The sequence below is a fragment of the Aeromicrobium sp. WCS2018Hpa-31 genome, from assembly GCF_031843905.1.
Taxonomy (GTDB): Bacteria; Actinomycetota; Actinomycetes; order Propionibacteriales; family Nocardioidaceae; genus Aeromicrobium.
Genome location: NZ_JAVTJF010000009.1, coordinates 91304 through 116084, shown reverse-complemented (window position 1 = coordinate 116084; position 24781 = coordinate 91304). Strand labels below are relative to the sequence as shown.

25 protein-coding genes and 1 tRNA gene are annotated in these 24781 nt (G+C 72.2%); 10 read left to right on the top strand and 16 right to left on the bottom strand.

Annotated elements, in window-relative coordinates:
• Positions 1 to 3 precede the first annotated feature (3 nt).
• On the top strand, positions 4 to 726 hold the full coding sequence (locus tag RQG84_RS13125; protein ID WP_396135317.1) for a cache domain-containing protein: 723 nt from the start codon (positions 4 to 6) through the stop codon (positions 724 to 726).
• Between the two features lie 33 nt (positions 727 to 759).
• Here the strand turns inward: RQG84_RS13125 and RQG84_RS13120 are convergent, their stop codons facing one another.
• Entirely contained in the window at positions 760 to 1647 is an 888-nt protein-coding gene (locus RQG84_RS13120; protein WP_311210380.1) for a LysR family transcriptional regulator, read from the bottom strand.
• A gap of 108 nt (positions 1648 to 1755) precedes the next feature.
• Between RQG84_RS13120 and gabT the strand changes: the two genes are divergently transcribed.
• Entirely contained in the window at positions 1756 to 3108 is a 1353-nt protein-coding gene (gene gabT, locus RQG84_RS13115; RefSeq protein WP_311210379.1) for a 4-aminobutyrate--2-oxoglutarate transaminase, read from the top strand.
• A complete protein-coding gene (locus RQG84_RS13110; RefSeq protein WP_311210378.1) occupies positions 3105 to 4574 on the top strand; it encodes an NAD-dependent succinate-semialdehyde dehydrogenase in 1470 nt (489 codons plus the stop codon). The genes gabT and RQG84_RS13110 overlap by 4 nt, the downstream gene beginning before the upstream one ends.
• 35 nt (positions 4575 to 4609) lie before the next feature.
• On the opposite strand, the gene RQG84_RS13105 is transcribed toward RQG84_RS13110, so the two are convergent.
• A complete protein-coding gene (locus tag RQG84_RS13105) occupies positions 4610 to 5248 on the bottom strand; it encodes a TetR/AcrR family transcriptional regulator (RefSeq protein WP_311210377.1) in 639 nt (212 codons plus the stop codon).
• A gap of 93 nt (positions 5249 to 5341) precedes the next feature.
• On the opposite strand from RQG84_RS13105, the gene RQG84_RS13100 reads away from it, so the two are divergent.
• Positions 5342 to 6874 carry an MFS transporter gene (locus RQG84_RS13100; RefSeq protein ID WP_311210376.1) on the top strand — a complete coding sequence of 511 codons (1533 nt, stop codon included), beginning with the start codon at positions 5342 to 5344 and terminating at the stop codon, positions 6872 to 6874.
• Between the two features lie 28 nt (positions 6875 to 6902).
• Positions 6903 to 7715, top strand: a complete 813-nt coding sequence (locus tag RQG84_RS13095; protein WP_311210375.1) for an oxidoreductase — start codon at positions 6903 to 6905, stop codon at positions 7713 to 7715.
• A 51-nt stretch (positions 7716 to 7766) separates the two neighbouring features.
• On the opposite strand, the gene RQG84_RS13090 is transcribed toward RQG84_RS13095, so the two are convergent.
• A complete protein-coding gene (locus tag RQG84_RS13090; RefSeq protein ID WP_311210374.1) occupies positions 7767 to 8402 on the bottom strand; it encodes an isochorismatase family protein in 636 nt (211 codons plus the stop codon).
• Between the two features lie 102 nt (positions 8403 to 8504).
• On the opposite strand from RQG84_RS13090, the gene RQG84_RS13085 reads away from it, so the two are divergent.
• Entirely contained in the window at positions 8505 to 9458 is a 954-nt protein-coding gene (locus RQG84_RS13085; RefSeq protein ID WP_311210373.1) for a helix-turn-helix domain-containing protein, read from the top strand.
• A 32-nt stretch (positions 9459 to 9490) separates the two neighbouring features.
• On the opposite strand, the gene RQG84_RS13080 is transcribed toward RQG84_RS13085, so the two are convergent.
• From RQG84_RS13080 to RQG84_RS13065, 4 genes are all read right to left on the bottom strand, one after another.
• The gene (locus tag RQG84_RS13080) at positions 9491 to 10150 is read right to left on the bottom strand and encodes a response regulator transcription factor (protein WP_311210372.1); all 660 of its coding nucleotides are present in this window, start codon (positions 10148 to 10150) and stop codon (positions 9491 to 9493) included.
• Positions 10147 to 11358 (bottom strand): histidine kinase, encoded by a 1212-nt coding sequence (locus RQG84_RS13075; RefSeq protein ID WP_311210371.1) that lies wholly within the window; start codon positions 11356 to 11358, stop codon positions 10147 to 10149. The genes RQG84_RS13080 and RQG84_RS13075 overlap by 4 nt, the downstream gene beginning before the upstream one ends.
• A gap of 38 nt (positions 11359 to 11396) precedes the next feature.
• Complete coding sequence (locus RQG84_RS13070) at positions 11397 to 13334, bottom strand: serine hydrolase domain-containing protein (RefSeq protein ID WP_311210370.1); 1938 nt, start codon at positions 13332 to 13334, stop codon at positions 11397 to 11399.
• Positions 13335 to 13486: 152 nt separating this feature from the next.
• Positions 13487 to 13568: transfer RNA gene (locus tag RQG84_RS13065), tRNA-Tyr, on the bottom strand.
• A gap of 127 nt (positions 13569 to 13695) precedes the next feature.
• Here RQG84_RS13065 and RQG84_RS13060 point away from each other — a divergent pair.
• From RQG84_RS13060 to RQG84_RS13050, 3 genes are all read left to right on the top strand, one after another.
• Entirely contained in the window at positions 13696 to 14088 is a 393-nt protein-coding gene (locus tag RQG84_RS13060) for a metalloregulator ArsR/SmtB family transcription factor (RefSeq protein WP_311210369.1), read from the top strand.
• Position 14089: 1 nt separating this feature from the next.
• Positions 14090 to 14575, top strand: a complete 486-nt coding sequence (locus RQG84_RS13055; protein ID WP_311210368.1) for an SRPBCC domain-containing protein — start codon at positions 14090 to 14092, stop codon at positions 14573 to 14575.
• A gap of 186 nt (positions 14576 to 14761) precedes the next feature.
• Positions 14762 to 15253 carry a YajQ family cyclic di-GMP-binding protein gene (locus RQG84_RS13050; protein WP_055964084.1) on the top strand — a complete coding sequence of 164 codons (492 nt, stop codon included), beginning with the start codon at positions 14762 to 14764 and terminating at the stop codon, positions 15251 to 15253.
• 18 nt (positions 15254 to 15271) lie between these two features.
• Here the strand turns inward: RQG84_RS13050 and RQG84_RS13045 are convergent, their stop codons facing one another.
• The 5 genes from RQG84_RS13045 to RQG84_RS13030 form a co-directional block, all read right to left on the bottom strand.
• On the bottom strand, positions 15272 to 15643 hold the full coding sequence (locus tag RQG84_RS13045) for a hypothetical protein (protein ID WP_311210367.1): 372 nt from the start codon (positions 15641 to 15643) through the stop codon (positions 15272 to 15274).
• 116 nt (positions 15644 to 15759) lie between these two features.
• Positions 15760 to 16143, bottom strand: coding sequence for a hypothetical protein (locus RQG84_RS13040; RefSeq protein WP_311210366.1), 384 nt, complete (start codon positions 16141 to 16143; stop codon positions 15760 to 15762).
• Between the two features lie 81 nt (positions 16144 to 16224).
• Positions 16225 to 16458, bottom strand: coding sequence for a hypothetical protein (locus RQG84_RS18115; RefSeq protein WP_396135303.1), 234 nt, complete (start codon positions 16456 to 16458; stop codon positions 16225 to 16227).
• A gap of 21 nt (positions 16459 to 16479) precedes the next feature.
• The gene (locus tag RQG84_RS18110) at positions 16480 to 16965 is read right to left on the bottom strand and encodes a TIGR02206 family membrane protein (protein ID WP_396135301.1); all 486 of its coding nucleotides are present in this window, start codon (positions 16963 to 16965) and stop codon (positions 16480 to 16482) included.
• Between the two features lie 17 nt (positions 16966 to 16982).
• On the bottom strand, positions 16983 to 17570 hold the full coding sequence (locus tag RQG84_RS13030; RefSeq protein ID WP_311210365.1) for a methyltransferase domain-containing protein: 588 nt from the start codon (positions 17568 to 17570) through the stop codon (positions 16983 to 16985).
• A 93-nt stretch (positions 17571 to 17663) separates the two neighbouring features.
• On the opposite strand from RQG84_RS13030, the gene rarD reads away from it, so the two are divergent.
• On the top strand, positions 17664 to 18605 hold the full coding sequence (rarD, locus tag RQG84_RS13025; RefSeq protein WP_257729552.1) for an EamA family transporter RarD: 942 nt from the start codon (positions 17664 to 17666) through the stop codon (positions 18603 to 18605).
• Between the two features lie 63 nt (positions 18606 to 18668).
• On the opposite strand, the gene RQG84_RS13020 is transcribed toward rarD, so the two are convergent.
• Genes RQG84_RS13020 through nuoL form a run of 4 tightly spaced genes read right to left on the bottom strand, consistent with a single transcriptional unit; the run spans position 18669 to position 24778 of the window.
• The gene (locus RQG84_RS13020) at positions 18669 to 19649 is read right to left on the bottom strand and encodes a polyprenyl synthetase family protein (RefSeq protein WP_396135315.1); all 981 of its coding nucleotides are present in this window, start codon (positions 19647 to 19649) and stop codon (positions 18669 to 18671) included.
• 28 nt (positions 19650 to 19677) lie between these two features.
• Entirely contained in the window at positions 19678 to 21306 is a 1629-nt protein-coding gene (gene nuoN / locus RQG84_RS13015; RefSeq protein ID WP_311210363.1) for an NADH-quinone oxidoreductase subunit NuoN, read from the bottom strand.
• A complete protein-coding gene (locus tag RQG84_RS13010) occupies positions 21306 to 22886 on the bottom strand; it encodes an NADH-quinone oxidoreductase subunit M (protein ID WP_311210362.1) in 1581 nt (526 codons plus the stop codon). The genes nuoN and RQG84_RS13010 overlap by 1 nt, the downstream gene beginning before the upstream one ends.
• Positions 22883 to 24778 carry an NADH-quinone oxidoreductase subunit L gene (gene nuoL / locus RQG84_RS13005; protein WP_311210361.1) on the bottom strand — a complete coding sequence of 632 codons (1896 nt, stop codon included), beginning with the start codon at positions 24776 to 24778 and terminating at the stop codon, positions 22883 to 22885. Before nuoL ends, RQG84_RS13010 begins: the two co-directional genes overlap by 4 nt.
• Between the last annotated feature and the right edge of the window lie 3 nt (positions 24779 to 24781).

Below are 24781 nucleotides of genomic sequence, written 5' to 3'. Positions count from 1 at the left end.
GCTATGTCCCAGCACTCCGACGCCCAGCACTCGGACGCGCAACGCCCGGATGCCCAGGCACCGGGCCCCGACACCGCGGTGCCCCCGCAGGTCGCCGCCTGCGTGCAGGCCGTCGAGGACCTGTTCCACCCGCTGCTGGTGACGCTGCGCGAGAGCGGCGAGGCCCTGGCCCCGCTCTTCGACGGCCCCGTCGACGCGGCACGGGTGCTCACCGCGTCGCGCCCCCACGCCCTCGAGGTGCTCGCCGACCCGCACACCGTGGGCGCCGGCTTCGTCGTGTCACCGGGGATCCTCACCGACGAGACCTACCTGCTCGCGTGGTGGCAGGGCGACGACCAGGGGCTCATCCCCGACTCCATCGCCCTCGTGCAGTCGACGGACTACAGCCGCCAGGAGTGGTTCCGCACCCCGCAGCGCACCCACGCGTCGCACGTGACCGGTCCGTACATCGACTACGTGTGCACCGACGAGTTCATGCTCACCTCGACGGTCCCGGTGGAGCGGGACGGGCGCATGCTCGGGGTCATGGGGGCGGACGTGCTGGCCGAGACCGTCGAGCGGTCGCTGCTCGAGGTCTTCCGCGCCGCCGACGCGACGCTCGTGAACGACCACGACCGCGTGGTCCTGTCCTCGCACGTGCACCTGTTCGCCGGCGAGCCGGTCGACCGCGGCGACTTCACGGCGCAGGTCCCGTGCCCGGGACTGCCCTTCACGGTGCTGGTCTGACCCGCGCCGGGCACTGGAAGCTCGGAACTGTGATCAGGCGGGACCCGCGCCCGGGTAGGCGTCCACGACGAAGGTCCGCAGACGGTCGGCCAGGGCGGCGAGCGTCTCCTGCGCGGGATGCGTCGAGGACCAGGCCACGAACAGCCGGACCGTGAGGTCGGCTCCCCCGGCCCGGACACGCAGTCCGTGCAGGCCGTACCTGCTGTCGTCGGAGACCACCGCCACGCCGCGACCAGCGGCGGCGAGCGCCTGCGCCACGGTGCCGCTGCTCGCCTCCACGAGCGACGCCGGCCAGCGCTGCTCGCGCTCGACCACCGCGTCGAGCACCTGCCGGGCCGCGAACGTCCGGGGCACGGTGACCACGACCTGCTCGAGCAGCTCGGCGAGCCCGACCCTTTCGCGGTCGCCCCACGGGTGGTCGGCCGGCACGAACGCCCACACCGGCAGCTCCGGAAGCGCGGCCGAGCGCAGCGGTCGGCGCGGGCGTCGGGTGGTCACCACGAGGTCGGCACCCCGACGCAGCGCCTCGTCGACGTCGAGCGGGTCGGTCTCGACCACCGACGGCGTCGGGTCGTCGGGGGCGAGGCTCGCGAGGAAGGGTGACACGACGTCGGTGAGCGTGGTGGCGGGCGCGGCGATGGTCACGCGGTCCAGACCGCCCTCGGCCCGCACCCGGGCAGCGGTGCGCAGGGCGTCGGCCGAGGCCAGGACGTCGCGGGCCAGCGGCAGCAGGCTGCGACCCGCGGAGGACAGCACCAGCCTTCCGCCGTGCCGCTCGAACAGGTCGACACCCAGGTCGCGCTCGAGCTGGCGGACCTGTCGCGAGAGCGACGGCTGGGTCACCCGCACGCGGTCCGCCGCCGCGCTCACGGTCCCCGCGTCGACCACCGCGACGAAGTACGTGAGGGTGCGCAGCTCCATCCGCCCATCATATGCCTGTGAGACATCGACTTGATCCGACATCGGCATTGGACGGCATGATGTGACCGGCGGGAGACTGGCGTGGTCACCGCGTCCCAGGAGGAACCCATGTCCGTGCGACCGCCCGTCGTCCAGAAGCGCCACCTGGCCACCGAGCTGCCCGGACCGCGCTCGCGCGAGCTGATGGCCCGCAAGCACGCCGCAGTCGCCGCCGGCGTGGGCACGACCATGCCCGTCTTCGCCGTCGAGGCCGGGGGCGGCATCGTCGTGGACGTCGACGGCAACAGCCTCATCGACCTGGGGTCCGGCATCGCCGTGACCACGGTCGGCAACAGTGCGCCGCGCGTCGTGGCGGCCGTGCAGGAGCAGGTCGCCGCGTTCACGCACACCTGCTTCATGGTCACGCCCTACGAGGGCTACGTGGCCGTCGCGGAGGCGCTCAACCGGCTCACCCCGGGCGACCACGTCAAGCGCACCGCCCTGTTCAACTCCGGCGCCGAGGCGGTCGAGAACGCCGTCAAGATCGCCCGCGCCCACACCAAGCGGCAGGCCGTCGTCGTGTTCGACCACGCCTACCACGGCCGCACGAACCTCACGATGGCCATGACCGCGAAGTCGATGCCGTACAAGCACGGCTTCGGCCCGTTCGCCTCCGAGGTCTACCGCGCCCCGCTCTCCTACCCGTTCCGCGACGGCGACCTCGACGGAGCGACCGCGGCCGCCCGCGCGCTCGACGTGGTCGAGAAGCAGGTGGGAGCCGCCAACCTCGCCGCGATCGTCATCGAGCCCGTCCAGGGCGAGGGTGGCTTCATCGAGCCGGCGCCGGGCTTCCTCCCCGCACTGGCCGCGTGGTGCCGCGCGAACGACGTGGTGTTCGTGGCCGACGAGGTGCAGACCGGCTTCGCGCGCACGGGCGACCTGTTCGCCTGCGACCACGAGGGCGTGGTCCCCGACCTGATCGTCACGGCCAAGGGCATCGCCGGCGGCCTGCCGCTGTCGGCGGTGACGGGCCGCGCCGAGATCATGGACGCCGCGCACGTCGCCGGGCTCGGCGGCACCTACGGCGGCAACCCGCTCGCCTGCGCCGCGGCGCTGGCCGCGATCGAGACCATCGAGGCCGAGGGACTCGTCGAGCGGGCCCGCGAGGTGGGGACGCTCATGACGGAGCGGCTCCGAGCCCTGCAGGCGCGCGACGACCGGCTCGGTGACGTGCGCGGCCGTGGCGCGATGATCGCCGTCGAGCTGGTGAGGCCGGGCACGACCGACCCTGACCCCGACCTCGCCAAGGCCGTGGCGTCGGCCGCCCACGCCGAGGGCGTCATCGTGCTGACCTGCGGCACCTACGGCAACGTGCTGCGCTTCCTCCCGCCGCTGGCCATCGGCGACGACCTGCTCGGCGAGGGCCTCGACGTGCTGGAGGCGGCCTTCGCGGCCGCGCCGCGGTCCGGGCAGACCCGATGAGCGTGCAGGTCACGTCCGCCCACGTCGAGGCCCTCGACCCGACCCGTGGCGTGCTCGTGGGTGGCGTCTGGCGGGCCGGGGGCTCGGGGTCCTTCGACGTCGTGGACCCGGCCGACCTCTCGGTCGTCGCCCAGGTGTCCGACGGCGACCTGGGCGACGCCACCGCGGCCGTCGACGCCGCCGCGGACGCCTTCGTGGCGTGGCGTCGCACGTCGCCGCGCGAGCGGTCGGTGGTGCTGCACCGGGCGTTCGAGCTGATGATCCGCGACACCGACCGGCTGGCCGACCTCATCGTCAGCGAGAACGGCAAGTCCGTCACCGACGCGCGCGGCGAGGTCGTCTACGCCGCCGAGTTCTTCCGCTGGTTCGCCGAGGAGGCGGTGCGCCCTCACGGCGACTACGGCTCCTCCCCCGCCGGTGGCACGCGCACGATCGTGACGCACCGACCCGTCGGCGTGGCCGCGCTCGTGACGCCGTGGAACTTCCCGGCCGCGATGGCCACGCGCAAGATCGCGCCGGCCCTCGCAGCCGGCTGCACGGTGGTGCTCAAGCCCGCCGCCGAGACGCCGCTGACGGCCCTGGCCGTCGCCCGTCTGCTGACCGAGGCCGGCGTGCCCGACGGCGTCGTGAACGTGGTGCCGACGACCGACGCCGCCGGGGTCGTGGGTCACTGGCTCGCCGACCCGCGGGTCCGCAAGATCTCGTTCACCGGGTCCACCCGCGTCGGCTCGATCCTGCTGGGCCAGGCCGCCGAGCGCGTCGTGAACGCGTCGATGGAGCTGGGCGGCAACGCCCCGTTCGTCGTGGCGGACGACGCCGACGTCGACGCGGCCGTGGCCGGCGCGATGGTCGCGAAGTTCCGCGGTGGCGGCCAGGCCTGCACGGCGGCGAACCGCTTCTACGTGCACGCCGACGTCGTGGACGCGTTCGTCGAGCGCCTCGGCGCCGAGGTCGAGCGGCTGACCGTCGGTCCGGCACGCAGCGGCGCCACGGTCGGCCCCCTCATCTCCACCACGGCGGTCGAGACCCTGGGCCTTGTGGTGGACGAGGCGGTGCGGGCCGGCGCGCGCGTCAGCCACCGCGCCGAGCTGCCCGCCGCACCCGGCCACTTCTTCGCGCCGACGGTCCTCGTGGACGTCCCGGCCGACGCCGCGATCCTCGACCACGAGCTGTTCGGCCCCGTGGCCCCGATCGTCACGTGGCACGACGACGAGGAGCTGCTCCGGCTCGTGAACGCCAGCGAGATGGGCCTGGCCGCTTACGTCTTCTCGCGCGACCTGCAGCGAGCGATCCGGCTCGGGGAGGCGTTCGACGCCGGCATGGTCGGCGTGAACCGCGGCCTCGTCTCCGACCCGTCGGCCCCGTTCGGCGGCGTCAAGCAGAGCGGTCTGGGCCGCGAGGGCGCCCGCGAGGGCCTCGAGGAGTACACCGAGACGCAGTACCTCAGCGTCGACTGGCCCGCCTGAACCCGCGCCTCGGGACTCCTCACGAGGTACGACGGCTACGGCAGCAGGTCGCCGGCGCGCGTCTCGGTGCCGGTCGTCGCTCCGTACGACCGGTCGATCGCGGTGAGCACGGTCTCCAGAGCGGCCTCCCGCTCGGCGTCGGACGCACCGCGCACGGCGCCGTCGACGGCGAGCACGGAGAACCCGTGCATCGCGGACCAGCACGTGATCTCCGCACCCGGGCGAGCCTGTGCCGACAGGAACCCGACCTCGACCAGCTCGTCCAGGGCCTGGCCCAGCAGCAGGTAGGGACCGGCTCCCTCCAGGTCCGTCGAGACCGCCACGCTGGAGAACGCCAGCGAGAACAGGCCGGGCTCGCCCACGGCGAACTCCACGTACGAACGCCCGACCGCCGCGAGGCGACGGCGCGCCCGCAGCACGGGATCGTCGGTGTCGACGTCGGCCCAGCGCCGCTGCATCGTCTCGACCAGGCGGTCCATGACGCGGCCCGCGACCTCCGCCACCAGGTCGTCGCGATTGGCGAAGTGCCGGTAGGCGGCGTTGTGCGAGACACCCACCCGGCGCGCGAGGTCGCGCAGCGCCAGGCCGTCGGCACCTCGCTCGCGGGCGGCGTCGACCGCGGCGTCGACGAGTGCCTCGCGCAGGTTGCCGTGGTGGTACGCGGGGGTTGCCATGGCACCACCCTAGCGAAGGACGGCTCTGATGTTGACAGCGACAACACTAGCCCTCATGCTCGATGTTGACGCCATCAACTTCGAGGAGCGCGCATGCCCCGGAAGTCCCTGATCCTGCTCACCGTGTGCCTCGCGACGCTGACGATCAACCTCTCCACGATGATCGTGAACATCGCGCTGCCGTCGCTCGCGGACGAGCTCGACGCCGGCACGCGTGACCTGCTGTGGATCGTCGACGGCTACAACCTGGCCTTCGCCGCCCTCGTGCTGGCGATGGGCAGCCTGTCGGACCGGTTCGGTCGTCGGCCCGCCCTCGTCCTCGGCCTCGCCGGCTTCGGACTGAGCAGCGGCGCCGCCGCGCTGGTCGACAGCAGCGGGCAGCTGATCGCGCTCCGGTTCGCCATGGGCGTCTTCGCCGCCGTGATCTTCCCGACGACGCTGTCGATCATCGCCAACACCTTCACCGAACGGCGCGCACGTGCGTCCGCTCTCGGTCTGTGGGGCGCCTCCGTCGGGGTCGGCGTCGCCATCGGGCCTGTGGTCGGCGGCATCCTGCTCGAGCACTACTCCTGGCACAGCGTCTTCTGGGCGCTCGTGCCCCTGACCGTCGCCACCATGGGCATGGCGATCGCGTTCGTCCCGGAGTCACGCGACCCGTCGGTGCCGCGCATCGACCGGTACGGCTTCGCCGTCTCCGTCGCCGCCCTGGGCACGCTGACCTACACGATCATCGAAGGACCCGAGCACGGGTGGCGCAGCACCGAGACGCTGACGGGGTTCGCCGTCGCCGCGGCACTGATCGCCGCGTTCATCGCGATCGAGCGGGCGGTCGAGCACCCGATGATCGACGTCACCCTGTTCCTCGACCGCCGGTTCAGCGCCGCCTGCGCGGCGGTCACGATCGCGTTCTTCGCGCTCTTCGGCTTCATCTTCCTCATCACGCAGTTCTTCCAGTTCATCCGTGACTACACGCCGCTCGAGACCGGCCTGCGCTTCCTGCCCGTCGCCCTCTCCCTGGCGGTCGCCTCGATCGTCGGCGCCCAGCTGGCGCCGCGCATCGGCACGAAGCTCGTCGTCGCGCCCGGCCTCGCCCTGCTGGGTGGCGCCTTCCTCTGGATCTCGCAGATCCCGGCCGACGTGGACTACCCGACCGTCGTCGTGCCGCAGATGCTCATGCTCGGCATCGGGATCGGACTGGTCAGCACACCGGCCACGGAGTCGATCATGCAGGTGCTCCCGCCCGCACGCGCCGGGGTCGGATCGGCCGTCAACGACGCGACCCGCGAGCTCGGTGGCACCTTGGGCGTCGCCGTCGTGGGCTCGATGTTCGCCTCCCGGTACGCCGACGCGCTCCGCTCGGCCCTCGAAGGACGCGTCGAGGGGACGGTCCTCGACCGGGCCGCCGACTCCGTCGGGTTCGCCGACGTCGCCGCGTCCCAGGTCCCCGGCCTGTCCGCGGTGGTCGACGCGTCGTTCCTCGACGGCCTCGAGCTGGCGTGCGTCGTCGTCGGCGTGCTGTGCCTCGTCGGCGCCGCCGCAGGACTCCTGGCCCTGCCCGGCGACCGCTACGACCCCCTCGACGCCGAGGCCGAGCCCGCCGACGGCACGGCACGCCTCGACGCGTGACTCCCTCACCCCCACCACGGAGGACCACATGAACGAAGCACGCCCCGTCGCCATCGTGACCGGTGCGTCGTCGGGCATCGGCCAGGCCGCCGCCCGGGCGCTCGCAGCACGCGGGTTCGTCGTCGTCGGCACCAGCCGCCGCGGCAGCGGCGAACCCGACACCGACGGCGTGCTGCTCCTGCCGCTCGACGTCACCAGCGACACGTCGGCGACCGCACTCGTGCAGGACGTGTTCGACCGGTTCGGACGGATCGACGTCCTCGTCAACAACGCCGGCATCGGGCTGCTCGGCGCCGCCGAGGAGAGCTCGGCCGAGCAGGCCGCCCGGGTGTTCGACGTCAACGTGCTCGGTGCCATGCGGATGACGAACGCCGTCCTCCCGCACATGCGCGGACGCGGCAGCGGACGGGTCGTCAACGTCTCGTCGGTGCTGGGCCTGATGCCCGCACCCTTCATGGCGGTCTACTCCGCCACGAAGCACGCGCTCGAGGGCTACTCGGAGTCGCTCGACCACGAGGTGCGCGCCCTCGGGGTGCGCGTGCTCCTGGTGGAGCCCGCCTACACCAGCACGTCCTTCGAGGGCAGCGCCCTCGCTCCGGACCGACCTCTCACCGGGTACGACGCGCAGCGGGACACCGCGGCCGACGTGCTCGCCGGCGCCATGCGCGGTGCCGACGATCCGGCCGTCGTCGCCGGCGTCGTCGCGAAGGCGGCCACCGACCGCCGACCTCGCGTCCGCTACCCGGCGGGCCCCCTCGCGCGGCGGGTGTCCGTCCTGCGACGGCTCGCCCCGCGAGCGGCCTTCGACCGCCAGGTCCGCAGCCTCAACCGCCTGCCGTGACCGGTCGGAGCCCCTTCCGGGACGCGAGAGGCGCCCCGGCGGGGACGGCGCTCAGCCGCTGAATCTCTCTCGCCCCTGCACGGCGGAGGTGCCCAGGTCGCTCTTCGGCAGCGCGGTGCCCGCCCGGACGGCCTCGACCCAGTCGTCCGTGGTCCCGACGGCGGCGAAGTTGGAGTTGAGCAGCACCATCAGCGTCGTGTGCACCTGCTCGGCCGACGCGCTCCCCGCCTCGTTCGCGAGGTGGACGGCCCCGGTCGCGTCCGACAGCACCTCGGCGGCGATGCCCCGCGTCTCGGCGTCGGCGGCCGTGGCGAGGTCGCAGTTGTTGGTCATGTAGCCGACGATCGTGATCGTGTCGACCTGCTGGTCGGCGAGCCACTCGGTGACACCGTCGGCGCTGAACGCGCTGCCGTGGACCTTCGAGGCGCGTCCGAACTCCGGCCTCAGGCGGCGCTCGACCTCCGGGTGCAGCTCCCAGCCCTTCGAGCCGACCGCGAAGACGGGCGAACCCTCCGGCAGCTCGTGCTGGAGCACCAGGACCGGCACGTCGAGCTCGACGGCGACGTCGATGGCTCGGGTGATGTTGGCGAGCGACTCCTCGCGGGGTGGGTGCTGGACCTCGAGCGGACCGTCGACGTACTCGTTCTGGACGTCGACGACGACGAGGGCGCGGCGAGTGGCGGTCACGATGGTGCTCCTTGGTTCGTCCGGGTGGACCTCCATCCTCGGGGTGGGGGCCAGGTACCGTGAGTGGCCCGAACGCCACCTATCGATGCTTCCAGGACAATCATGCGGATCGCGGTCCACGCCTTCGACGGCATCAGCCTGTTCCACCTGTCCGTGCCGACGACCGTCTTCGCCGAGGTCGCGCGGCTCGGCCTCGACACCACCTGGCGCACCACCGTCTGGAGCAGCGAGGCCCGCGTGACGACGGCGGAGGGAGTCTCGCTCGGCGACCTGGCCGGTCCCGACGCGACGACGGACGCCGACCTGCTCGTCTTCCCCTCGTGGCCCGCCGACCTGCGCCCGGCCGACGACACCGTGGACACGGTGATCAGGGAGGCGGCCGGGCGGAGTGCTCGCCTGGTGGGGCTGTGCCTGGGTGCGTTCCCCCTGGCCGGAGCGGGGGTGCTCGACGGACGGTCCTCGGTCACCCACTGGGGCGCCGCCAAGGACCTGGCGGCGCGGTACCCCGACGTCGACGTCGACGCCGACGCGATCTACGTCGACCACGGCGACGTGCTCACCTCGGCCGGGACGGCCTCGGCCATCGACGCCTGCCTGCACGTCGTCCGACGCGAGCTCGGCTCCGAGGCGGCGACGACCCTCGCCCGGCACCTCGTCGTCGCACCCCACCGCGAGGGCGGGCAGGCGCAGTACATCGCTCGCCCCATGCCCGAGCCCGACGGCGTCGGACAGCTCGGTGACACCATCGCGTGGACCATCGAGCACCTGGACCAGCGGATCACCGTCGAGGCGATGGCCGACCATGCACGGATGAGCACCCGCAACTTCACCCGTCGCTTCACCGAGGCCACCGGCGCGAGCCCCGCGCGGTGGCTGTCCGGACGCCGCCTCGACGAGTCGCGCCGCCTGCTGGAGCGGACCGACCTGCCGGTCGCGTCGGTCGCGCAGCGGTGCGGCTTCGGCAGCGTCGTCACGTTCCGCCAGCGCTTTACCGACGCCTACGGCACCACCCCCACCTCCTACCGTCGCCGGTTCGCCGTGGGCGCCGGCGCCTGAACCGCGGCTGCCCCGTCGCAGTCCTGGTGCCGTCAGGACCCCAGGCCGTTGCGGTGCGCCCAGACCACGACCTGGACACGGTCACGGGCGCCGAGCTTGGTCATCGCCCGGCTCAGGTGCGACTTGACGGTGGTCGTCTCCACGACCAGCGAGTCCGCGATCTCCGCGTTCGACATCCCCTGGGCGAGCAGACGGACGATGTCGCGCTCGCGGTCGGTCAGGAGGTCCGCCTCGGGCGACGGCACGGGCACACCACGCCGGCGGCCGAACTCCGCGATCACGCGACGGGTGACGGTCGAGTGGAGCAGACCCTCCCCCGCCGCCAGACGCCTCACCGCGTCGATCAGCTCCTCGGGCTCGCAGTCCTTCAGCACGAAACCGCCGGCGCCGGCCTCGAGGGCACCGAACAGGTAGTCGTCGAGGTCGAACGTGGTGACGACCAGCACGGCGGGCCGCCAGTCCTCCACCGTCTCCGCCGCTGCGACGATCTCGCGGGTCGCGGTGAGCCCGTCCCCGCCGGGCATCCGCACGTCCATCAGCACCACGTCGGGGCGGACGTGCCGCGCGAGGCGCACGGCGTCCGGCCCGGTGGACGCCTCGCCCACCACCTCGACGTCGTCGTGCTCCTCCAGCAACACACGGAACCCCGCGCGCACGACGGCCTGGTCGTCGACCAGCAGCACCCGGATCACGCGCGCTCCTCGCGTCCCGGCAGGACGGCCCGGACCCGCCACCCGCCGTCGACGGGCCCGGCCTCCAGCGTGCCGCCGACCAGCTGCACCCGTTCGCGCATGCCCACCAGACCGACACCCCCGGGGCGGGCCGTGGACGGGGCGGCGGCGGCGGCGTTTTGCACGGTCACCACCACGGAGTCGCCGTGCTCGACGACCACCTCCACCGGTGCGCCGGGCGCGTGCTGACGACAGTTGGACAGCGCCTCCTGCACCACGCGGTAGCAGGTGGCGTCGACGAGCGGGGCGAGGTCGCGCACCGGGCCGTGCACCGTGACGGTGACCTCGGCACCGACGCCGCGGGCGACGTCGGCCAGCTCCTGCAGGCGCCCGAGTCCGGGCACCGGTGCCCCGTCGGCCACACCGTCGGGGTCACGCAGCACGCCCACCAGCATGCGCAGGTCGTCGAGCGTCCTGCGACCTTGCAGACGCATGGCCTCGACACCCGCGCGCGCCGCGTCGAGGTCGCGGTCGAGGAGCCGCCGTACCGCCGACGCCTGCACGACCATGCCGGACAGGTGGTGGGCGGCCACGTCGTGCAGCTCACGAGCCATGCGGGACCGCTCCGCGTCGATGGCGGCCGCTACACGCACCTCCTGCGCCAGCTCGGTCGCCACAGCCTGCTCACGGAGCAGGCCCACGTACCGGCGATGGGTGCCGACGTTCAGCCCGACCAGGGTCGAGGCCGTGACGATCACCAGCGCACCGAGAGCCCCGAGCAGGCCGTCCACCACGGCACCGCGAGCCAGCCCCACCACCAGCCCTCCGCCGGCCTCGATGCCCACCGCCACCGCGGTGACGACCACGGCCCGACGCCCGACCAGCAGCGTCCCGACCGTGTAGGCGGCCACCAGCACGGCTGGTCCCCGCATCGCCACGTCGGACGGGACGAGCACCACGACCACCACCTGCAGAGCGGCCACGACCCAGAGGCAGGCCACCGGGTGCGAACGGCGCACCGCGAGCACCAGGCACTGGGCGACCACCACCGCGGCGACGGCGAGCTCCACGGCCGGGGCATCGATGCCGACGACCGGCAGCCGCAGCAGCGGCACGAGGACCGCCACCGACAGCACCGCCAGGAGCACGGCGAGCAGACGGTCGCGGGCGGCCGGCCCGGTCACGCCCCAGCGCGCCAGCCAGCGATCGACCGCGCTGCTCCAGTGCATGACAGACCCTTTCCGGCTCGCCCGCGACGCTACCGCCATCAGTAGGTGATGTCCGCGCCGAGGAGGTGGAACGTCGTCGCCGCCCACCCGAGACCACCGAGGGCCAGGACCACCCCGGCGGCTCCGGCGACCCTGAGCAGCCCGGCGCGGTCGCGCACGCGTGCCACGAGCCATGCCGTGGCGGGGACGACGGCCAGCAGCCCGAGCAGCTGCAGCACCTGGACGACGCGGATCGTCGTCGCGGACGGCGGGGTGCCGAGGGCCATCACCTGAGAGACGACGAGCACCCAGCCCACCAGGGCCAGCACCGCCGACCCGACACCCACCCGCGTGAGCACCCGCACGGTCCGGCCCCGCCGCCCGGGTCGAGGGGCCTTGCGGAGCCACCGCACGGGACCCGCGACCAGCCACGTGACCACGGCGAGCACCAGCACCAGCACGGAACCACCGACCACCGGCAGCACCACCGACGCCTGCCGGGAGGCGCCGACGGGAAGCAGGGCGAAGGCGTTGTCGAGGCCCACGGCCTCCACCTGGCCGTCCTCGACGCGTGCCGCGAGCGTCCGCGAACCGCCGACCTCGCGCCACAGCCACGGCTCGACCTCCTCGTACTCGGTCGGCTCCCCCGTCGTCGGCCCGGGGCTCAGCACGACCCGGCCCTGCCCGTCGTCCTCGATGGTCGTCTGCCCGGTCGCGAAGGCGAGTGCGAGGAAGTTGCTGCGGATGGTGCGGGAGGTCTCGTAGGTCCCGGCGAGCGCGGCGGCGCGGTCACGCGAAGCCTCGTCGACCGTCGGCGTGGACCGGTCCTGACCCGGGAGGTAGCGGTCGGCGAAGGCGTCGAGCAGGCCGTCGCGCAGGCGCGCCGTCGACAACCCCTCGCGTCCCGACCCGTTCATCGCCACGAAGACACCGACACCGTCGTCGGGCCACAGCTCGAGATCGGCGTGGAAGACCGTCGTGTCACCACCGTGCTCGAGGGCGCGGCGACCGTTGCGGCTGCGGTCGAAGAAGCCGAGGGTCATCCGCTGTCCCGCGGCGAGCCCGCCCAGGGTCGACTCGTCCAGGGCGGGAGCGTGCATCTGCTCCAGCGCGTCCGGCTCCAGCAGATCGGCGCCCTGCCCGAGGTGGGCGAGCATGAAGGCCGCCATGTCGGGGGCCGACGACGTCAGCGCCCCGGCCGGCGGGGTACCCACGACCTCGAACGCGGACGCCGGGCCGGTCGCGCCGGGGTAGCCCTTCGCCAGGCGGTCGGCGAGCGCCGGCTCCAAGGGCTGGGCGAACGACGACGACGTCATGCCCGCCGGCTGCAGCACCCGCTCGCTCACGTACTGCTCGAAGGGCATGCCGCTGACCTCCTGCACCACCAGCCCGGCCAGGGCGTTGCCGTAGTTGGAGTAGGCCGGCGTCGTGCCCGGCTCGTAGACCTGCTCCGGCGGGTCCGTGGTCAGGACCTCCTCCAGGTCGACGGTCTCGTCGGGTCCGCGGATGAGTCCCTTGACGGACTCCTCGAAGCCGCCCGTGTGGCTGAGCAGCTGGCGCAGGCTGACCGGGCGCTCGACCTCGACGTCGACGTACTCGGCCACGTCGGCGTCCAGGTCGACGTCCCCCTGCTCGACGAGCTGCATGACCGCGGTGGCCGTGAAGACCTTCGACACCGACCCGATGCGGAACAGCGTCTCGTCGGGGTCCACCGGGATCCGCTCGTCACGGTCGGCCCAGCCGAAGCCGCGGGTGGTGAGCACCTTCCCGTCGCTCACCACGGCGACGGTCGCGCCCGGCACCCCCTCGCGATCGAGCGCGGCGGGGACGAAGCCGTCGAGCCAGGCGTCCACGTCGTCGGCCTGCAGCGGCCGGGCCTCCGCAGGCGTCGCACCCGAGGGTGGAGGAGGCGGCGGCGAGGCGCCGGCCGCGCAGGCGGTGAGCAGGGGCAGGGCGAGGGCCGCGGCGACCGCGGCCCGGAAACGTGTTCTCGACATGCGTCCAGCCTCGGCCGTCGGACCATCACGCCACATCGTGCGCGAGTGCCCATCAGGTGTCCTCCTCGAGGAGGACGTCGACCGGACGACGACGGGCCCCGGCGGGCTCTCGCCCGACGAGGCCCGTCGGTTCCAGCGACTCTCTCACGCTGTGGCAGGTGCAGGATTCGAACCTGCGAAGGCAATGCCGGCTGATTTACAGTCAGCTCCCTTTGGCCGCTCGGGCAACCTGCCAGGGATGCTGCCCGCCGAGACGGGCAACGACGAGAAACCATACCGCAGAGGGGCCTGCGCGGCCCAACCGCATCCGTGCCGTCGAAGGGGTTGACAACCTACAACCGTTTAGTTGTAGGTTGTGCTCATGAGCGATCACCAGGACGACGACCGGGCCGATGCCCTGTTCGGCGCCCTGGCCGACCGGACCCGGCGCGACATCCTGCGCCGCGTGCTGGCCGGGGAGCACTCCGTGAGCCGGCTCGCCGAGCACTACCCGATGAGCTTCGCCGCCGTGCAGAAGCACGTCGCGGTGCTCGAACGGGCCGGTCTGGTCACCAAGCGTCGGGTCGGCCGCGAGGCCCTCGCGAGCGGGGACGTCGAGGCCGTGCGGTCCGTCGCCTCGATGCTCGGCGAGATCGAGGCCGTGTGGCGCGGACGCGTCGCCCGGATCGACGACCTCCTCGCCCAACCCACCGCACCATCCGCCACACCGCCCGAGCAGCACCACACCACCACCCACACCACCCAGGAGAAGTGACATGCCCGTCATCGACGTCCAGAAGGACCTGGACCAGCGCACCATCACCATCACCGCCGAGTTCGCCGCTCCCGTCGAGCGCGTGTTCGGCATCTACGCCGACCCCCGCCAGCTGGAGAAGATCTGGGGACCGCCCACCCACCCCGCGACGTTCGTCGACCACGACCTGACGCCCGGCAGCCGCATCACCTACTACATGACCGGCCCGGAGGGCGAGAAGTACGGCGGCTACTGGGACGTGGTCTCCGTCGACGCCCCGCACGGCTTCGAGGTGCGGGACGGCTTCGCCGACGCGGACCTGAACCCCGTCGAGAGCATGCCGTCCTCGACCAACAGCTTCCGCTTCGAGCCGATCGACGGCGGCGCCCGCGCCACCTACGTCTCCACCTACCCGACCGCCGAGGCCCTGCAGCAGGTGCTCGACATGGGGGTCGAGGAGGGCGCGCGCGCCGCCATGGGCCAGATCGACGACTTCCTGGCGGCCTGACCCGGCGGGGGTGCCGGGGCTGCGTCACGGCCTGGGGCGGCGGACGGCCCGGCAGGGTGCCGGGGCTGCGTCACGGCCTGGGGCGGCGGACGGCACGGCGGGCACTCGAGGCGAGCGCCTAGTCTGAGGGGCGGGACCCGCGGGTCCCGCCCCTTCGCCGTCCCAGCCAGCACAGGAGAGAGAACCGTGGCCGACTCCTCGTTCGACATCGTCAGCAAGCTCGACCGTCAGGAGGCCGACAACGCCCTCAACCAGGCGATGAAGGAGATCTCCACCCGGTACGACTTCAAGAACACCGGCGCACTGCTGGAGTGGAAGGGCGAGGAGGGCATCGAGATCACCGCGAACGCCGACGAGCGCGCTCTCGCCGTGCTCGACGTCTTCAAGGAGAAGCTCGTCAAGCGCGGCATCAGCCTCAAGGCGCTCGAGACCGGCGATCCGCGCCAGAGCGGCAAGGACGTCAAGATCAACGGCACGTTCAGCCAGGGCATCAGCACCGAGCAGGCCAAGAAGGTCTCCAAGCTCATCCGCGACGAGGGGCCCAAGGGCGTCAAGGTCCAGATCCAGGGCGACGAGCTGCGCGTCACCAGCAAGAAGCGCGACGACCTCCAGGAGGTCATCGCGCTGCTGAAGGGTGCCGACCTCGACTTCGCGGTGCAGTTCGTCAACTACCGCTGACGTGCGGCGTGCGGAGGCTCAGGCCACCGCGTCCCAGAGCCACGCGGCACTGACCGTGGCCCCGACGCCGAGCACGACGAGGAGCGCCACGGCGAGCAGCAAGCAGCCGATGACCCCGAGGAAGCTCTCGTCATCGAGGTCGACGACCTCAGAGTCCGGCCACTCATCCTGCAGGGGATGCCGGGCGAGGTGGGCGTTGGCGTGCGCCAGGTCGCAGAACAGCAAGACCTGTTCTCGGCGGAAGAGCCGCTCCTCGCCTCGGTCGAGCAGCTCGGAGCGTCCCACGACCAGCGTGATCGCCTGCTCCCCGTCGGCGTCGACCTCTCGACCGCAGTGAAAGCACTGACGTTCGCGATCGATGGGCCCGGTCGGTCCCTCGGGCGTCGTCATGCGGGCGACCCTAGCGGCGAGCGGCGTCGTGCTCCCAGCCATTTCTCGCGCGCAGCGGCGCAGCGCCCACTCCGGGCGCGGTCCGGCGGGCTTGCGACGCCGGGCCGCGGACCGGGTCAGCGGTCGACGCGGACGACCGACAGGTCCTCGGCGATCTCGACGCTGACGTCGTCGTCGTTGCCGAGGTCGACCTCGACCTCGTAGGCGTGGTCGCGGTCGTCGCTGTGCTCGACGTCGGTCACGCGACCCTGGCCGACCTCGTCGAGGGCGACCTTCTCGAGCTGGCCGCGCAGGTCGGCGTCGGTCACGTCGTCACCATCACCGCCGTTCGCGGACCCGGCCGACGGGCTCTCCGACGCCGGCGCACTCTCGGTGGAGGACGGCGCCGAGGTGGCGGCGGGGACGACGTCGTCATCGTCGTCGTCGGAGCCGCAGGCGGTCATGCCGAGCGCGAGGACGAGGGCGGTGGCGGAGGCGGCGAGCAGGCGGGTGGTCTTCATGGGGTCTCCTCGGGGGCTTGGTGTGGTCCCCATGCAAGGCCCCGTGCGTGAGAGCGGCATGACGCGACGGTGAGAGGCTTCTCATGCAGGGTGCGCCGCGCCGGCGCGGGCGCCGGTGCGGGCGCGCGTCCACGGCCACACCAGCAGCGCCCAGACGGCGGCGACCACCGCGATCTCGACCGCCACGTACCACGGCCACGCCGGCAGGACGTCGAGCAGCGAGGCCCGGCTCGGCTTGCCGTTGAGGTAGCCGTAGTTGGTGTCGGCGAGCGTGTTGTAGACCATGACCGACACCGCCCACACGAGCGTGATCACGACCGTGCGGCGGTAGGTCGATCACGTCGGCAGCACGCCGAGCCCGACGACGAGGTAGACCGCGGCCCACACGATGAGCAGGTGCATCGCCCAGAACATGACGAACCTCGGTTCGGGCCACGCCGAGGCGAGGTCGGGCGTGGCCATGCCCTGCGTCGTGAGGGTGAGGCCCCAGAGGTAGGTGACGGTCGACGTGAGACGAGAACGCGTCCACAGGGCGTGCACCGCGAACATCCAGGCCAGGTCGCACAGCTGGAAGGGCAGCGACGTGCGCGGGTTCCACTCCGCCGGCAGCAGCTGCAGGACCTGCAGGGGCACCGTCACGGCGACGATGCCGACGGCGAGGACGCGGCTCGTCGTGGCCTCCCCTGCCGTTCCGCGCACCCGCCGGCCGAGCAGCACGATCGGCACCAGGCCGACGGCGAACAGCACGAGAACCGTCACGTGGCTGGTGTCGTAGGCCTGGAACTCCCCCGCTGCGAGCACGTCCCGTCCGTCGATCACCACGACCGCAGCGTAGACCGCTAGGCGGGCCGTCGGGCGATCGTCACCGCGAAGTCGGACGCAGGCGTGAGCGGCCGCAGGTCCCACGTGGCGAACCGCTGCTCCACGGCGAGGCCGGCGGCCTCGAGGTCGGCGTCGAGGTCGGGCAGGCCGTAGTGCCAGTCGAGGCGGAAGCCGAGCACCAGCGCTCCCTCGTCGTTCACGTGGCTCGCGAGCCGCTGCACCACCTGCCGCTCGGTGCCCGGTGCCAGGAAGACCATCACGTTGCCGGCCGTGACCACGACGTCGAACGTCTCGCCGAGGTCGAGGTCGGCCAGGTCGGCGACCAGCCAGCGAGGCCCGGGGTGCGTGGCCTGGGCCTCGGCGACCAGCACCTCGTCGGCGTCGACACCGGTGACGTCGTGCCCCCGCCGGTGCAGGGTCCCGCCGAGACGTCCGGCACCGCACCCGGCGTCGAGCACCCGGGAGCCGCGCGGGCTCAGCGCGTCGACGAGCCGCGCCTCGCCCTCCAGGTCGGCACCCTCGGCCGCCAGCTCGCGGAACCGGTCGCGGTACCAGGTGGAGTGGTTCTCGTCGGTGTCGGTGAACCAGCGTGGTGTCGACGTCATGGACACCATCGTGGACGATCGCCCACCCCCGTGCGCGTCCGGCCGGACGGCCCGTCGCATCGACCCGGACCGGACCGGGCCTACGCTCGGACGGTGACGCAGCAGGACACCCCCACCACGACGGCGCCTCGGGAGGGCAGCGGGCTCCCCTACGGCATCGGCGCGTACCTCTGCTGGGGCCTGTTCCCGCTGTACTGGCCGCTGCTGGAGCCCGCCGGACCACTGGAGGTGCTGGCCCACCGCATCGTGTGGTCGCTGGTCTTCGTGCTCGTGCTCATCGCCGCGACCCGTCGGTGGGGACGCTTCCGCGACATCGCCCGTGACCGCACGCTCATGCTGTTCCTCGCGCTCGCGTCGGTCACGATCGCGCTCAACTGGGGCGGGTTCATCTGGGGTGTCACCAACGGGCACGTCATCGAGACGTCGCTCGGCTACTTCATCAATCCGCTGGTCACCGTCCTCCTCGGCGTGTTCGTGCTCAAGGAGACCCTGCGGCCGGCCCAGTGGGCCGCCGTCGGCATCGGTTTCGTGGCCGTCGTCGTGCTCACCGTGGACTACGGACGTCTGCCCTGGATCGCCCTGCTGGTAGCCGGCTCGTTCGCGACCTACGGGTTCCTCAAGAAGCGGGCCTCCCTCGGGGCCTTCGAGGGACTCGGCATGGAGACCCTCATCCTCGCGCCCGTGGCCGTGGCCTTCCTGGTCGTCCTCCAGCTGCGCGGCGACCTGACCTTCGGGCACGCCGGCGCCGCGAATGCGACGCTGCTCGTCGGGACCGGTGTGGTCACGGCCATCCCGCTGCTCATGTTCGGGGCCGCCGCCACCCGGCTGTCGCTCACCACCATCGGGCTCCTGCAGTACCTCGGACCGTTCCTGCAGTTCCTGCTCGGCCTGTTCGTCTTCGACGAGGCGATGAGCACCGCGCGCTGGATCGGCTTCGCCCTCGTGTGGTCGGCGCTCGTGATCTTCACGATCGACGCGATCGGCAACCGGCGCCGCATCCTGCGCCAGACCGCCGCGAACGCCGAGGCCTGCTGACCTCCCCGTTCGCTCCGGGGACCGCGTCCTGACGCGGGGTGGGGGCGCGGGCGGGGTGGGACGTCAGGTCAGGCGGGTGGCGAGGGAGTCGCAGAGCGCCTCGAGGGCGCGGCGGGCCGGCACGTCGGGCAGGTCGGCCAGCAGGGCCCGGGCGGCGTCGGCCTCGGCCTGCACGTGCGCCCGCGCCTCGGCCATGGCCGGGTGCACCCGCAGCGCGGCGAGCACCTCCTCGACGACGGCGTCGTCCTCGATCGGGCCGGCGAGGAGCTCGCGCAGCTCGGCGTCGGCCGGGTCGGTGCCGCGCAGGGCGAGCAGCGTGGGCAGCGTCGGGACGCCCTCGCGCAGGTCGGTGCCGGGCGTCTTGCCCGAGTCGTCGCTCTCGCTGGCGATGTCGAGCACGTCGTCGCTCAGCTGGAACGCCACGCCGATGCGCTCGCCGAACTCCGTGAGCGCGGCCTCGACCTGCTCGCCCGCGCCCGCGGCCCGCGCACCGAAGCGCGCCGACGTGGCGATCAGCGAGCCGGTCTTGTCGGCCACGACGTCGAGGTAGTGCTGCAGCGCGTCCTCACCCTCCGACGGACCGATGGTCTCGCGGATCTGCCCTCGGACGAGCCGCGAGAAGGTCTCGGCCTGGATGCGCACGGCCTCGGTGCCCAGCGTCGAGACGAGCTCGGAGGCCTGCGCGAACAGGTAGTCGCCCACGAGGATCGCCAGCGAGTTGCCCCAGCGGTCGTTGGCGCTCGGCGCCCCCCGCCGCAACGGGGCCTCGTCCATCACGTCGTCGTGGTACAGGGTGGCCAGGTGGGTGAGCTCCACGACGACCGCCGACGGCACGACGTCGGGGTGGTCGGGGTCGCCCAGCTGCGCGGCGAGCACCACGAGCAGCGGCCGGAACCGCTTGCCCCCGGCGTTCACGAGGTGGGCGGCGGCCTCGGCCACGAACGGGTCGGGGCTGTCGACGGCCTCGGCGAGGCGACGCTCGACGGCCTCCACCCCGAGGCGCACGCGCTCCTCGAGGGTCGGGTCGTCGAACGAGACTCCCAGCGACACGTCTGCTCCTGGTCCGGTGGGCTCAGCGCACGAACGTGCCCGCGTGCTGAGCGAGATCGAGCACCGGCCCTGGAAGGATGCCCATGGCCACCGTGCCCACAGCGGCTGCTGCGATGACCACCGTAGTCAAGAGGCTCGGCAGCGCGACCGTCGGCCCGTCGCCGACGGGGTCGGTGAAGAACATCAGCACAATGACGCGCACGTAGAAGTAGGCCGCCACGGCGCTGGTCAGCACGCCGGCGACCACCAGGGCGCCGTACCCGCCCGACCATGCGGCGCTGAACACGCTCCACTTGCCGATGAAGCCACCGGTGAGCGGGATCCCGGCGAACGACAGCATGAACAGGGCGAACGACCCGGCCAGGAACGGCGACTCCTTGCCCAGCCCGGCCCACCGCGACAGGTGCGTGGCCTCGCCTCCGGCGTCGCGCACCACCGTGACCACGGCGAACGCCCCGATGGAGGCGACTCCGTAGACACCGAGGTAGAAGAGGATGCCCGAGACCGAGGTGATCCGGTCGGTGTCGGCCACGTAGGCGCCGGCCAGCCCCACCATGAGGAACCCGGCGTGCGCCACCGACGAGTAGGCGAGCATGCGCTTGACGTCGGTCTGCGCGATGGCGATGAGCGAGCCGACGACCATCGTCAGCAGGGCGATCACCCACAGGGTCGGACGCCAGTCCCACGAGGCTCCGCCGAAGGCCACGAACAGCACGCGCATGAACGCGATGAACGCCGCAGCCTTCGTGCCGGCCGCCATGAACGCGGTGACCGGGGTCGGGGCGCCCTGGTAGACGTCGGGGGTCCACTGGTGGAAGGGCACCGCGCCGACCTTGAACAGCATGCCGACGCTGATCAGCGCGACGGCCGCGAGCAGCAGGTGCTCACCGCCCGTGCGCGACGTCACCGCGGTGTCGATCTCCGAGAGCCGGAAGCTGCCGGAGTACCCGTACGCCAGGGCGACGCCGTAGAGGAAGAACACCGACGAGAACGCACCGAGCAGGAAGTACTTGAGCGCGGCCTCCTGGCTGAGCAGGCGCCGACGTCGCGCCAGCCCGCACAGCAGGTACAGCGGCAGGCTCATGACCTCCAGCGCCACGAACATGGTGATGAGGTCGTTGCTGGTGGCGAACAGCATCATGCCCGTCAGCGCGAACAGGGCCAGCGGGAAGGTCTCGGTGTGCTCGAGGCGCAGCGTCGTGGCCTCGGCCTCGCCGGCCGAGCCGGGAGGATCGACCGCCCGGCCGGTGAAGGCGCTGAGCCCGCCGTCGAGGCGACGCTCGGCGAACAGGGCCACGCTGAGCAGGGCGAACAGCAGCAGCAGGGCCCACGTGAAGACGCCGGGCCCGTCCACCGCGAGGGCGCCCTCGGTGACGACAGAGCCGCGCGCCGTGACGTCGCCCTCGATGCGGTCGAGGGACAGGTAGACCCGGACCGTGTCCGCGAACGCGGCCACGATGCCGACGGCGGCGAGCAGCGCCTGTGCGGCGAATCGCGTGCGGCGGGGCCAGAAGGTCTCCACGAGCACGGCCACCATGGCCACGCCGCCCACGATCAGCAACGGGGAGACGAGCGACCACTCGACCGTGGGCGCGGCGATGTCGGGTCGGTCGCTCACCATCGGCAGGGGCAGCGGCAGCAGCGTCGACATCAGTGACCACCCTCCGTCTCGTGCGACTCACGGGTCGGGACGTAGGCCCCCGACTCGCTCAGACCGTCCAGGCTGGCCGGGGTCCGCGGCGCGGGGTCGCCGACGCCGACCTGGCTCACGACCTCGGTCACCGCGGGGTTGATGACGTTGAGCAGCGGCTGCGGGTAGAAGCCCAGTCCGACGATCAGGACGATCGCCGGCGTCAGGGCGGCCACCTCGCGCGGCTCGAGGTCGCGCACGGCCTCGGCCCCCGGCTGCAGCGGTCCGGTCATCGTCCGCTGGTACATGATCAGGATGTAGAGCGCCGCGAGCACGATGCCCAGCGTCGCGAGCACCGCGGCGGGCACCGACCGGGTGAACGTGCCGGCCAGCACCATGAACTCGCTGACGAACGGCGCGAGGCCGGGCAGCGACAGGCTCGACAGGCCGGCGACCAGCAGGATCCCCGCGAGCACGGGCGCGATCTTCTGGACCCCGCCGAAGTCGCGGATGCTCGCCGACCCGCGGCGCGAGATCATCATGCCGGTCACGAGGAACAGCGCGGCCGTCGAGAGCCCGTGGTTGAACATGTAGAGCGTCGAGCCCGCGGTGGCCGTGTGGGTGAAGGTGAAGATGCCCAGGATGATGAAGCCGAAGTGCGAGACCGACGTGAACGCCACGAGCCGTCGGATGTCGTCCTGGCCGATCGCGCACAGCGCCCCGTAGAGGATGCTGATGACCGCGAGGGTGACGACCACGGGGCTGGCCCACTCCGAGGCACCGGGGAAGATCTCCAGGCACCAGCGCAGCATGCCGAACGTGCCGACCTTGTCGATCACGCTGACCATGAGCACCGACGTGCCCGGCGTGGCCGTGCCGGCGGCGTCGGGCAGCCAGGTGTGGAACGGGAAGAGCGGCGCCTTGATCGCGAACGCGGCCATGAAGCCGATGAACAGCAGCCGCTCCGTCGTGGTGCTCATCTCCAGCCCCGAGAGGTCCGAGAGCAGGTACGTGGGGTCGCCGGCGCGGGCCGTGACGACGTACAGACCCACGATCGAGGCGAGCATGAGCAGGCCGCCGACCAGGTTGTAGATGAGGAACTTGACCGCCGCGTAGGTGCGCCCCGCCCCACCGTAGGAGCCGATGAGGAAGTAGATCGGGATCAGCGTCGCCTCGAACAGGACGTAGAACAAGAAGGCGTCGGTGGCGCAGAAGACACCGATCGCCAGACCTTCCAGCACGAGCATCCACGCGAGGTAGGAGTTCACGCTGCGGCTGGAGGGGATGCGGTCGTCCCAGGCGGCGAGCAGCACGATGGGCACGAGCACCGTGGTGAGCAGCACGAGCGTGAGGCCGATGCCGTTGACGCCCAGCGAGTAGTGCGCGCCCAGGGGACCGATCCAGTCGTGCAGCTCGGTCAGCTGGTAGCCACCGGCCTGCACGTCGTAGCGGGCCATCATCGCGAGCGAGAGCACGAGCGTCAGCACGCTGAACGCGAGCGCCACGATCTTCACCGAGCGCGCGCTCGCCGCGGACCGCGGCATGAGCGAGATGGCCAGGGCACCCACGAGCGGGGTGGCGGCGAGGACGGACAGGATCATGCGAGGGTCACCGCCAGGAGAGCGAGCACCACGACGAGCGAGCCGACGAGGATGCTGAGGGCGTAGCTGCGTACGTAGCCGGTCTGGGGCTTGCGCAGGAACTGCGAGGTGTCGCCGAGTCGGTCGGCGAGGCCGGTGACCAGCCCGTCGACGAGCTTGGCGTCGAGGTACACGAGCACCCGGGTGAGGTGGCTCGTGGGCCGGACGACCAGCACGTCGTTGACGGTGTTGCCGTAGAGCTCGTTGCGGCCCGCGCGGGTGAAGGCGGAGACGTCGCCGTCGGACGGCGCCACCTGCGTGATGGGGCCGCGCCCGAACGAGCCCCGCGTGTAGGTGAGCCAGGCGAGGGCGACGCCGACCGCGACGACGAGCGTCACGATGATCGACATGCCCCACGCCGGCACCGCGAGCTCGTGGTGCTCGGTGGGTCCGACGACCGGCTCGAGCCAGTGCTCGATCCAGCCGCCGAGGAGCAGCACGCCGCCGAGCACCGACAGGGCGGCCAGCACCATGAGCGGCACCGTCATGACGCGCGGCGACTCGTGCGGGTGCACGTCGTCGAGCCAGCGCTTCGGCGAGGTGAACGTCATCACCATGAGGCGGGTCATGTAGAACGCCGTGACACCGGCACCGAGCAGCGCCGCCAGGCCCACCCAGAACGAGTGCCCGAACGCCGCCTCGATGATCTTGTCCTTGGAGAAGAAGCCGGAGAACCCGGGGAACCCGATGATGGCGAGGTAGCCCAGGCCGAACGTCGCGAAGGTGATGGGCATGGCTCGCTGCAGCGCACCGTAGTGCCGCATGTCGACGTCGTCGTCCATGCCGTGCATCACCGAGCCGGCCCCGAGGAACATGTTGGCCTTGAAGAAGCCGTGGGTGATGAGGTGGAAGATCGCGAAGGCGTAGCCCGCCGGGCCGAGTCCGGCGGCCAGCATCATGTAGCCGATCTGGCTCATCGTCGAGCCGGCCAGCGCCTTCTTGATGTCGTCCTTCGCGCAGCCGATCCATGCACCGGCCAGGAGCGTGACCAGGCCGACGACCACGACCGCCGTCTGGGCGACCGGGGCGGCGTCGAAGATGCCGTTGCTGCGGACGACCAGGTAGACGCCCGCGGTGACCATGGTGGCGGCGTGGATGAGGGCCGAGACCGGGGTCGGGCCCTCCATGGCGTCGAGCAGCCAGGCCTGCAGCGGCACCTGGGCGGACTTGCCGCACGCGCCGAGCAGCAGCAGGAGGCCGAGGGCCGTCGCGACCGACTCGCTCGCCTGGCTCGCGACCGTTGCGTTCACCGCCTGGATGGACGAGGTCCCGAGCTGCGCGAACATCAGCATGATCGCGAGCGCCATGCCGAGGTCGCCCACGCGGTTGAGCACGAAGGCCTTCTTGGCCGCGGCCGCCGCCGACGGCTTGTGCTGCCAGAACCCGATGAGCAGGTACGAGGCCAGGCCCACGCCCTCCCAGCCCAGGAACAGCACCAGGTAGTCGTCGGCGAGCACGAGCGTGAGCATCGCCGCGATGAAGATGTTGAGGAACGCGAAGAACCGACGGCGCCGCTCGTCGTGCTCCATGTAGCCGATCGAGTAGACGTGGATCAGCGTGCCCACGCCGGTGATCAGCAGCACGAACAGCGCCGACAGCGGGTCGAACCGGTAGGCCATCTCGACGTTGAACGGACCGGCCGAGATCCAGGTGAACAGCGAGTCGGCGACCGAGCGGTCGTCCTCGGGTCGACCGAGGAGCTGGACGAAGGCCACCAGCCCGATGACGAACGAGGCCGCGGAGGCCGCCGTGCCGACGAGGTGGCCGACGCGGTCGCCCTCCTTGCCCCACACGAGCAGGCCGAGGCCGCTGACCAGCGGCACCACGACGAGCAGCCAGACGAGATCGAGCACGCC

What these genes read in the sequence shown, in the direction of transcription:
- RQG84_RS13125 (WP_396135317.1), top strand. Translation starts at nt 4, where the DNA reads ATGTCCCAGCACTCCGACGCCCAGCACTCGGACGCGCAACGCCCGGAT.
- RQG84_RS13120 (WP_311210380.1), bottom strand. Translation starts at nt 1,647, where the DNA reads ATGGAGCTGCGCACCCTCACGTACTTCGTCGCGGTGGTCGACGCGGGG.
- gabT (WP_311210379.1), top strand. Translation starts at nt 1,756, where the DNA reads ATGTCCGTGCGACCGCCCGTCGTCCAGAAGCGCCACCTGGCCACCGAG.
- RQG84_RS13110 (WP_311210378.1), top strand. Translation starts at nt 3,105, where the DNA reads ATGAGCGTGCAGGTCACGTCCGCCCACGTCGAGGCCCTCGACCCGACC.
- RQG84_RS13105 (WP_311210377.1), bottom strand. Translation starts at nt 5,248, where the DNA reads ATGGCAACCCCCGCGTACCACCACGGCAACCTGCGCGAGGCACTCGTC.
- RQG84_RS13100 (WP_311210376.1), top strand. Translation starts at nt 5,342, where the DNA reads ATGCCCCGGAAGTCCCTGATCCTGCTCACCGTGTGCCTCGCGACGCTG.
- RQG84_RS13095 (WP_311210375.1), top strand. Translation starts at nt 6,903, where the DNA reads ATGAACGAAGCACGCCCCGTCGCCATCGTGACCGGTGCGTCGTCGGGC.
- RQG84_RS13085 (WP_311210373.1), top strand. Translation starts at nt 8,505, where the DNA reads ATGCGGATCGCGGTCCACGCCTTCGACGGCATCAGCCTGTTCCACCTG.
- RQG84_RS13075 (WP_311210371.1), bottom strand. Translation starts at nt 11,358, where the DNA reads ATGCACTGGAGCAGCGCGGTCGATCGCTGGCTGGCGCGCTGGGGCGTG.
- RQG84_RS13070 (WP_311210370.1), bottom strand. Translation starts at nt 13,334, where the DNA reads ATGTCGAGAACACGTTTCCGGGCCGCGGTCGCCGCGGCCCTCGCCCTG.
- RQG84_RS13060 (WP_311210369.1), top strand. Translation starts at nt 13,696, where the DNA reads ATGAGCGATCACCAGGACGACGACCGGGCCGATGCCCTGTTCGGCGCC.
- RQG84_RS13055 (WP_311210368.1), top strand. Translation starts at nt 14,090, where the DNA reads ATGCCCGTCATCGACGTCCAGAAGGACCTGGACCAGCGCACCATCACC.
- RQG84_RS13045 (WP_311210367.1), bottom strand. Translation starts at nt 15,643, where the DNA reads ATGACGACGCCCGAGGGACCGACCGGGCCCATCGATCGCGAACGTCAG.
- RQG84_RS13040 (WP_311210366.1), bottom strand. Translation starts at nt 16,143, where the DNA reads ATGAAGACCACCCGCCTGCTCGCCGCCTCCGCCACCGCCCTCGTCCTC.
- RQG84_RS13030 (WP_311210365.1), bottom strand. Translation starts at nt 17,570, where the DNA reads ATGACGTCGACACCACGCTGGTTCACCGACACCGACGAGAACCACTCC.
- nuoN (WP_311210363.1), bottom strand. Translation starts at nt 21,306, where the DNA reads ATGTCGACGCTGCTGCCGCTGCCCCTGCCGATGGTGAGCGACCGACCC.
- RQG84_RS13010 (WP_311210362.1), bottom strand. Translation starts at nt 22,886, where the DNA reads ATGATCCTGTCCGTCCTCGCCGCCACCCCGCTCGTGGGTGCCCTGGCC.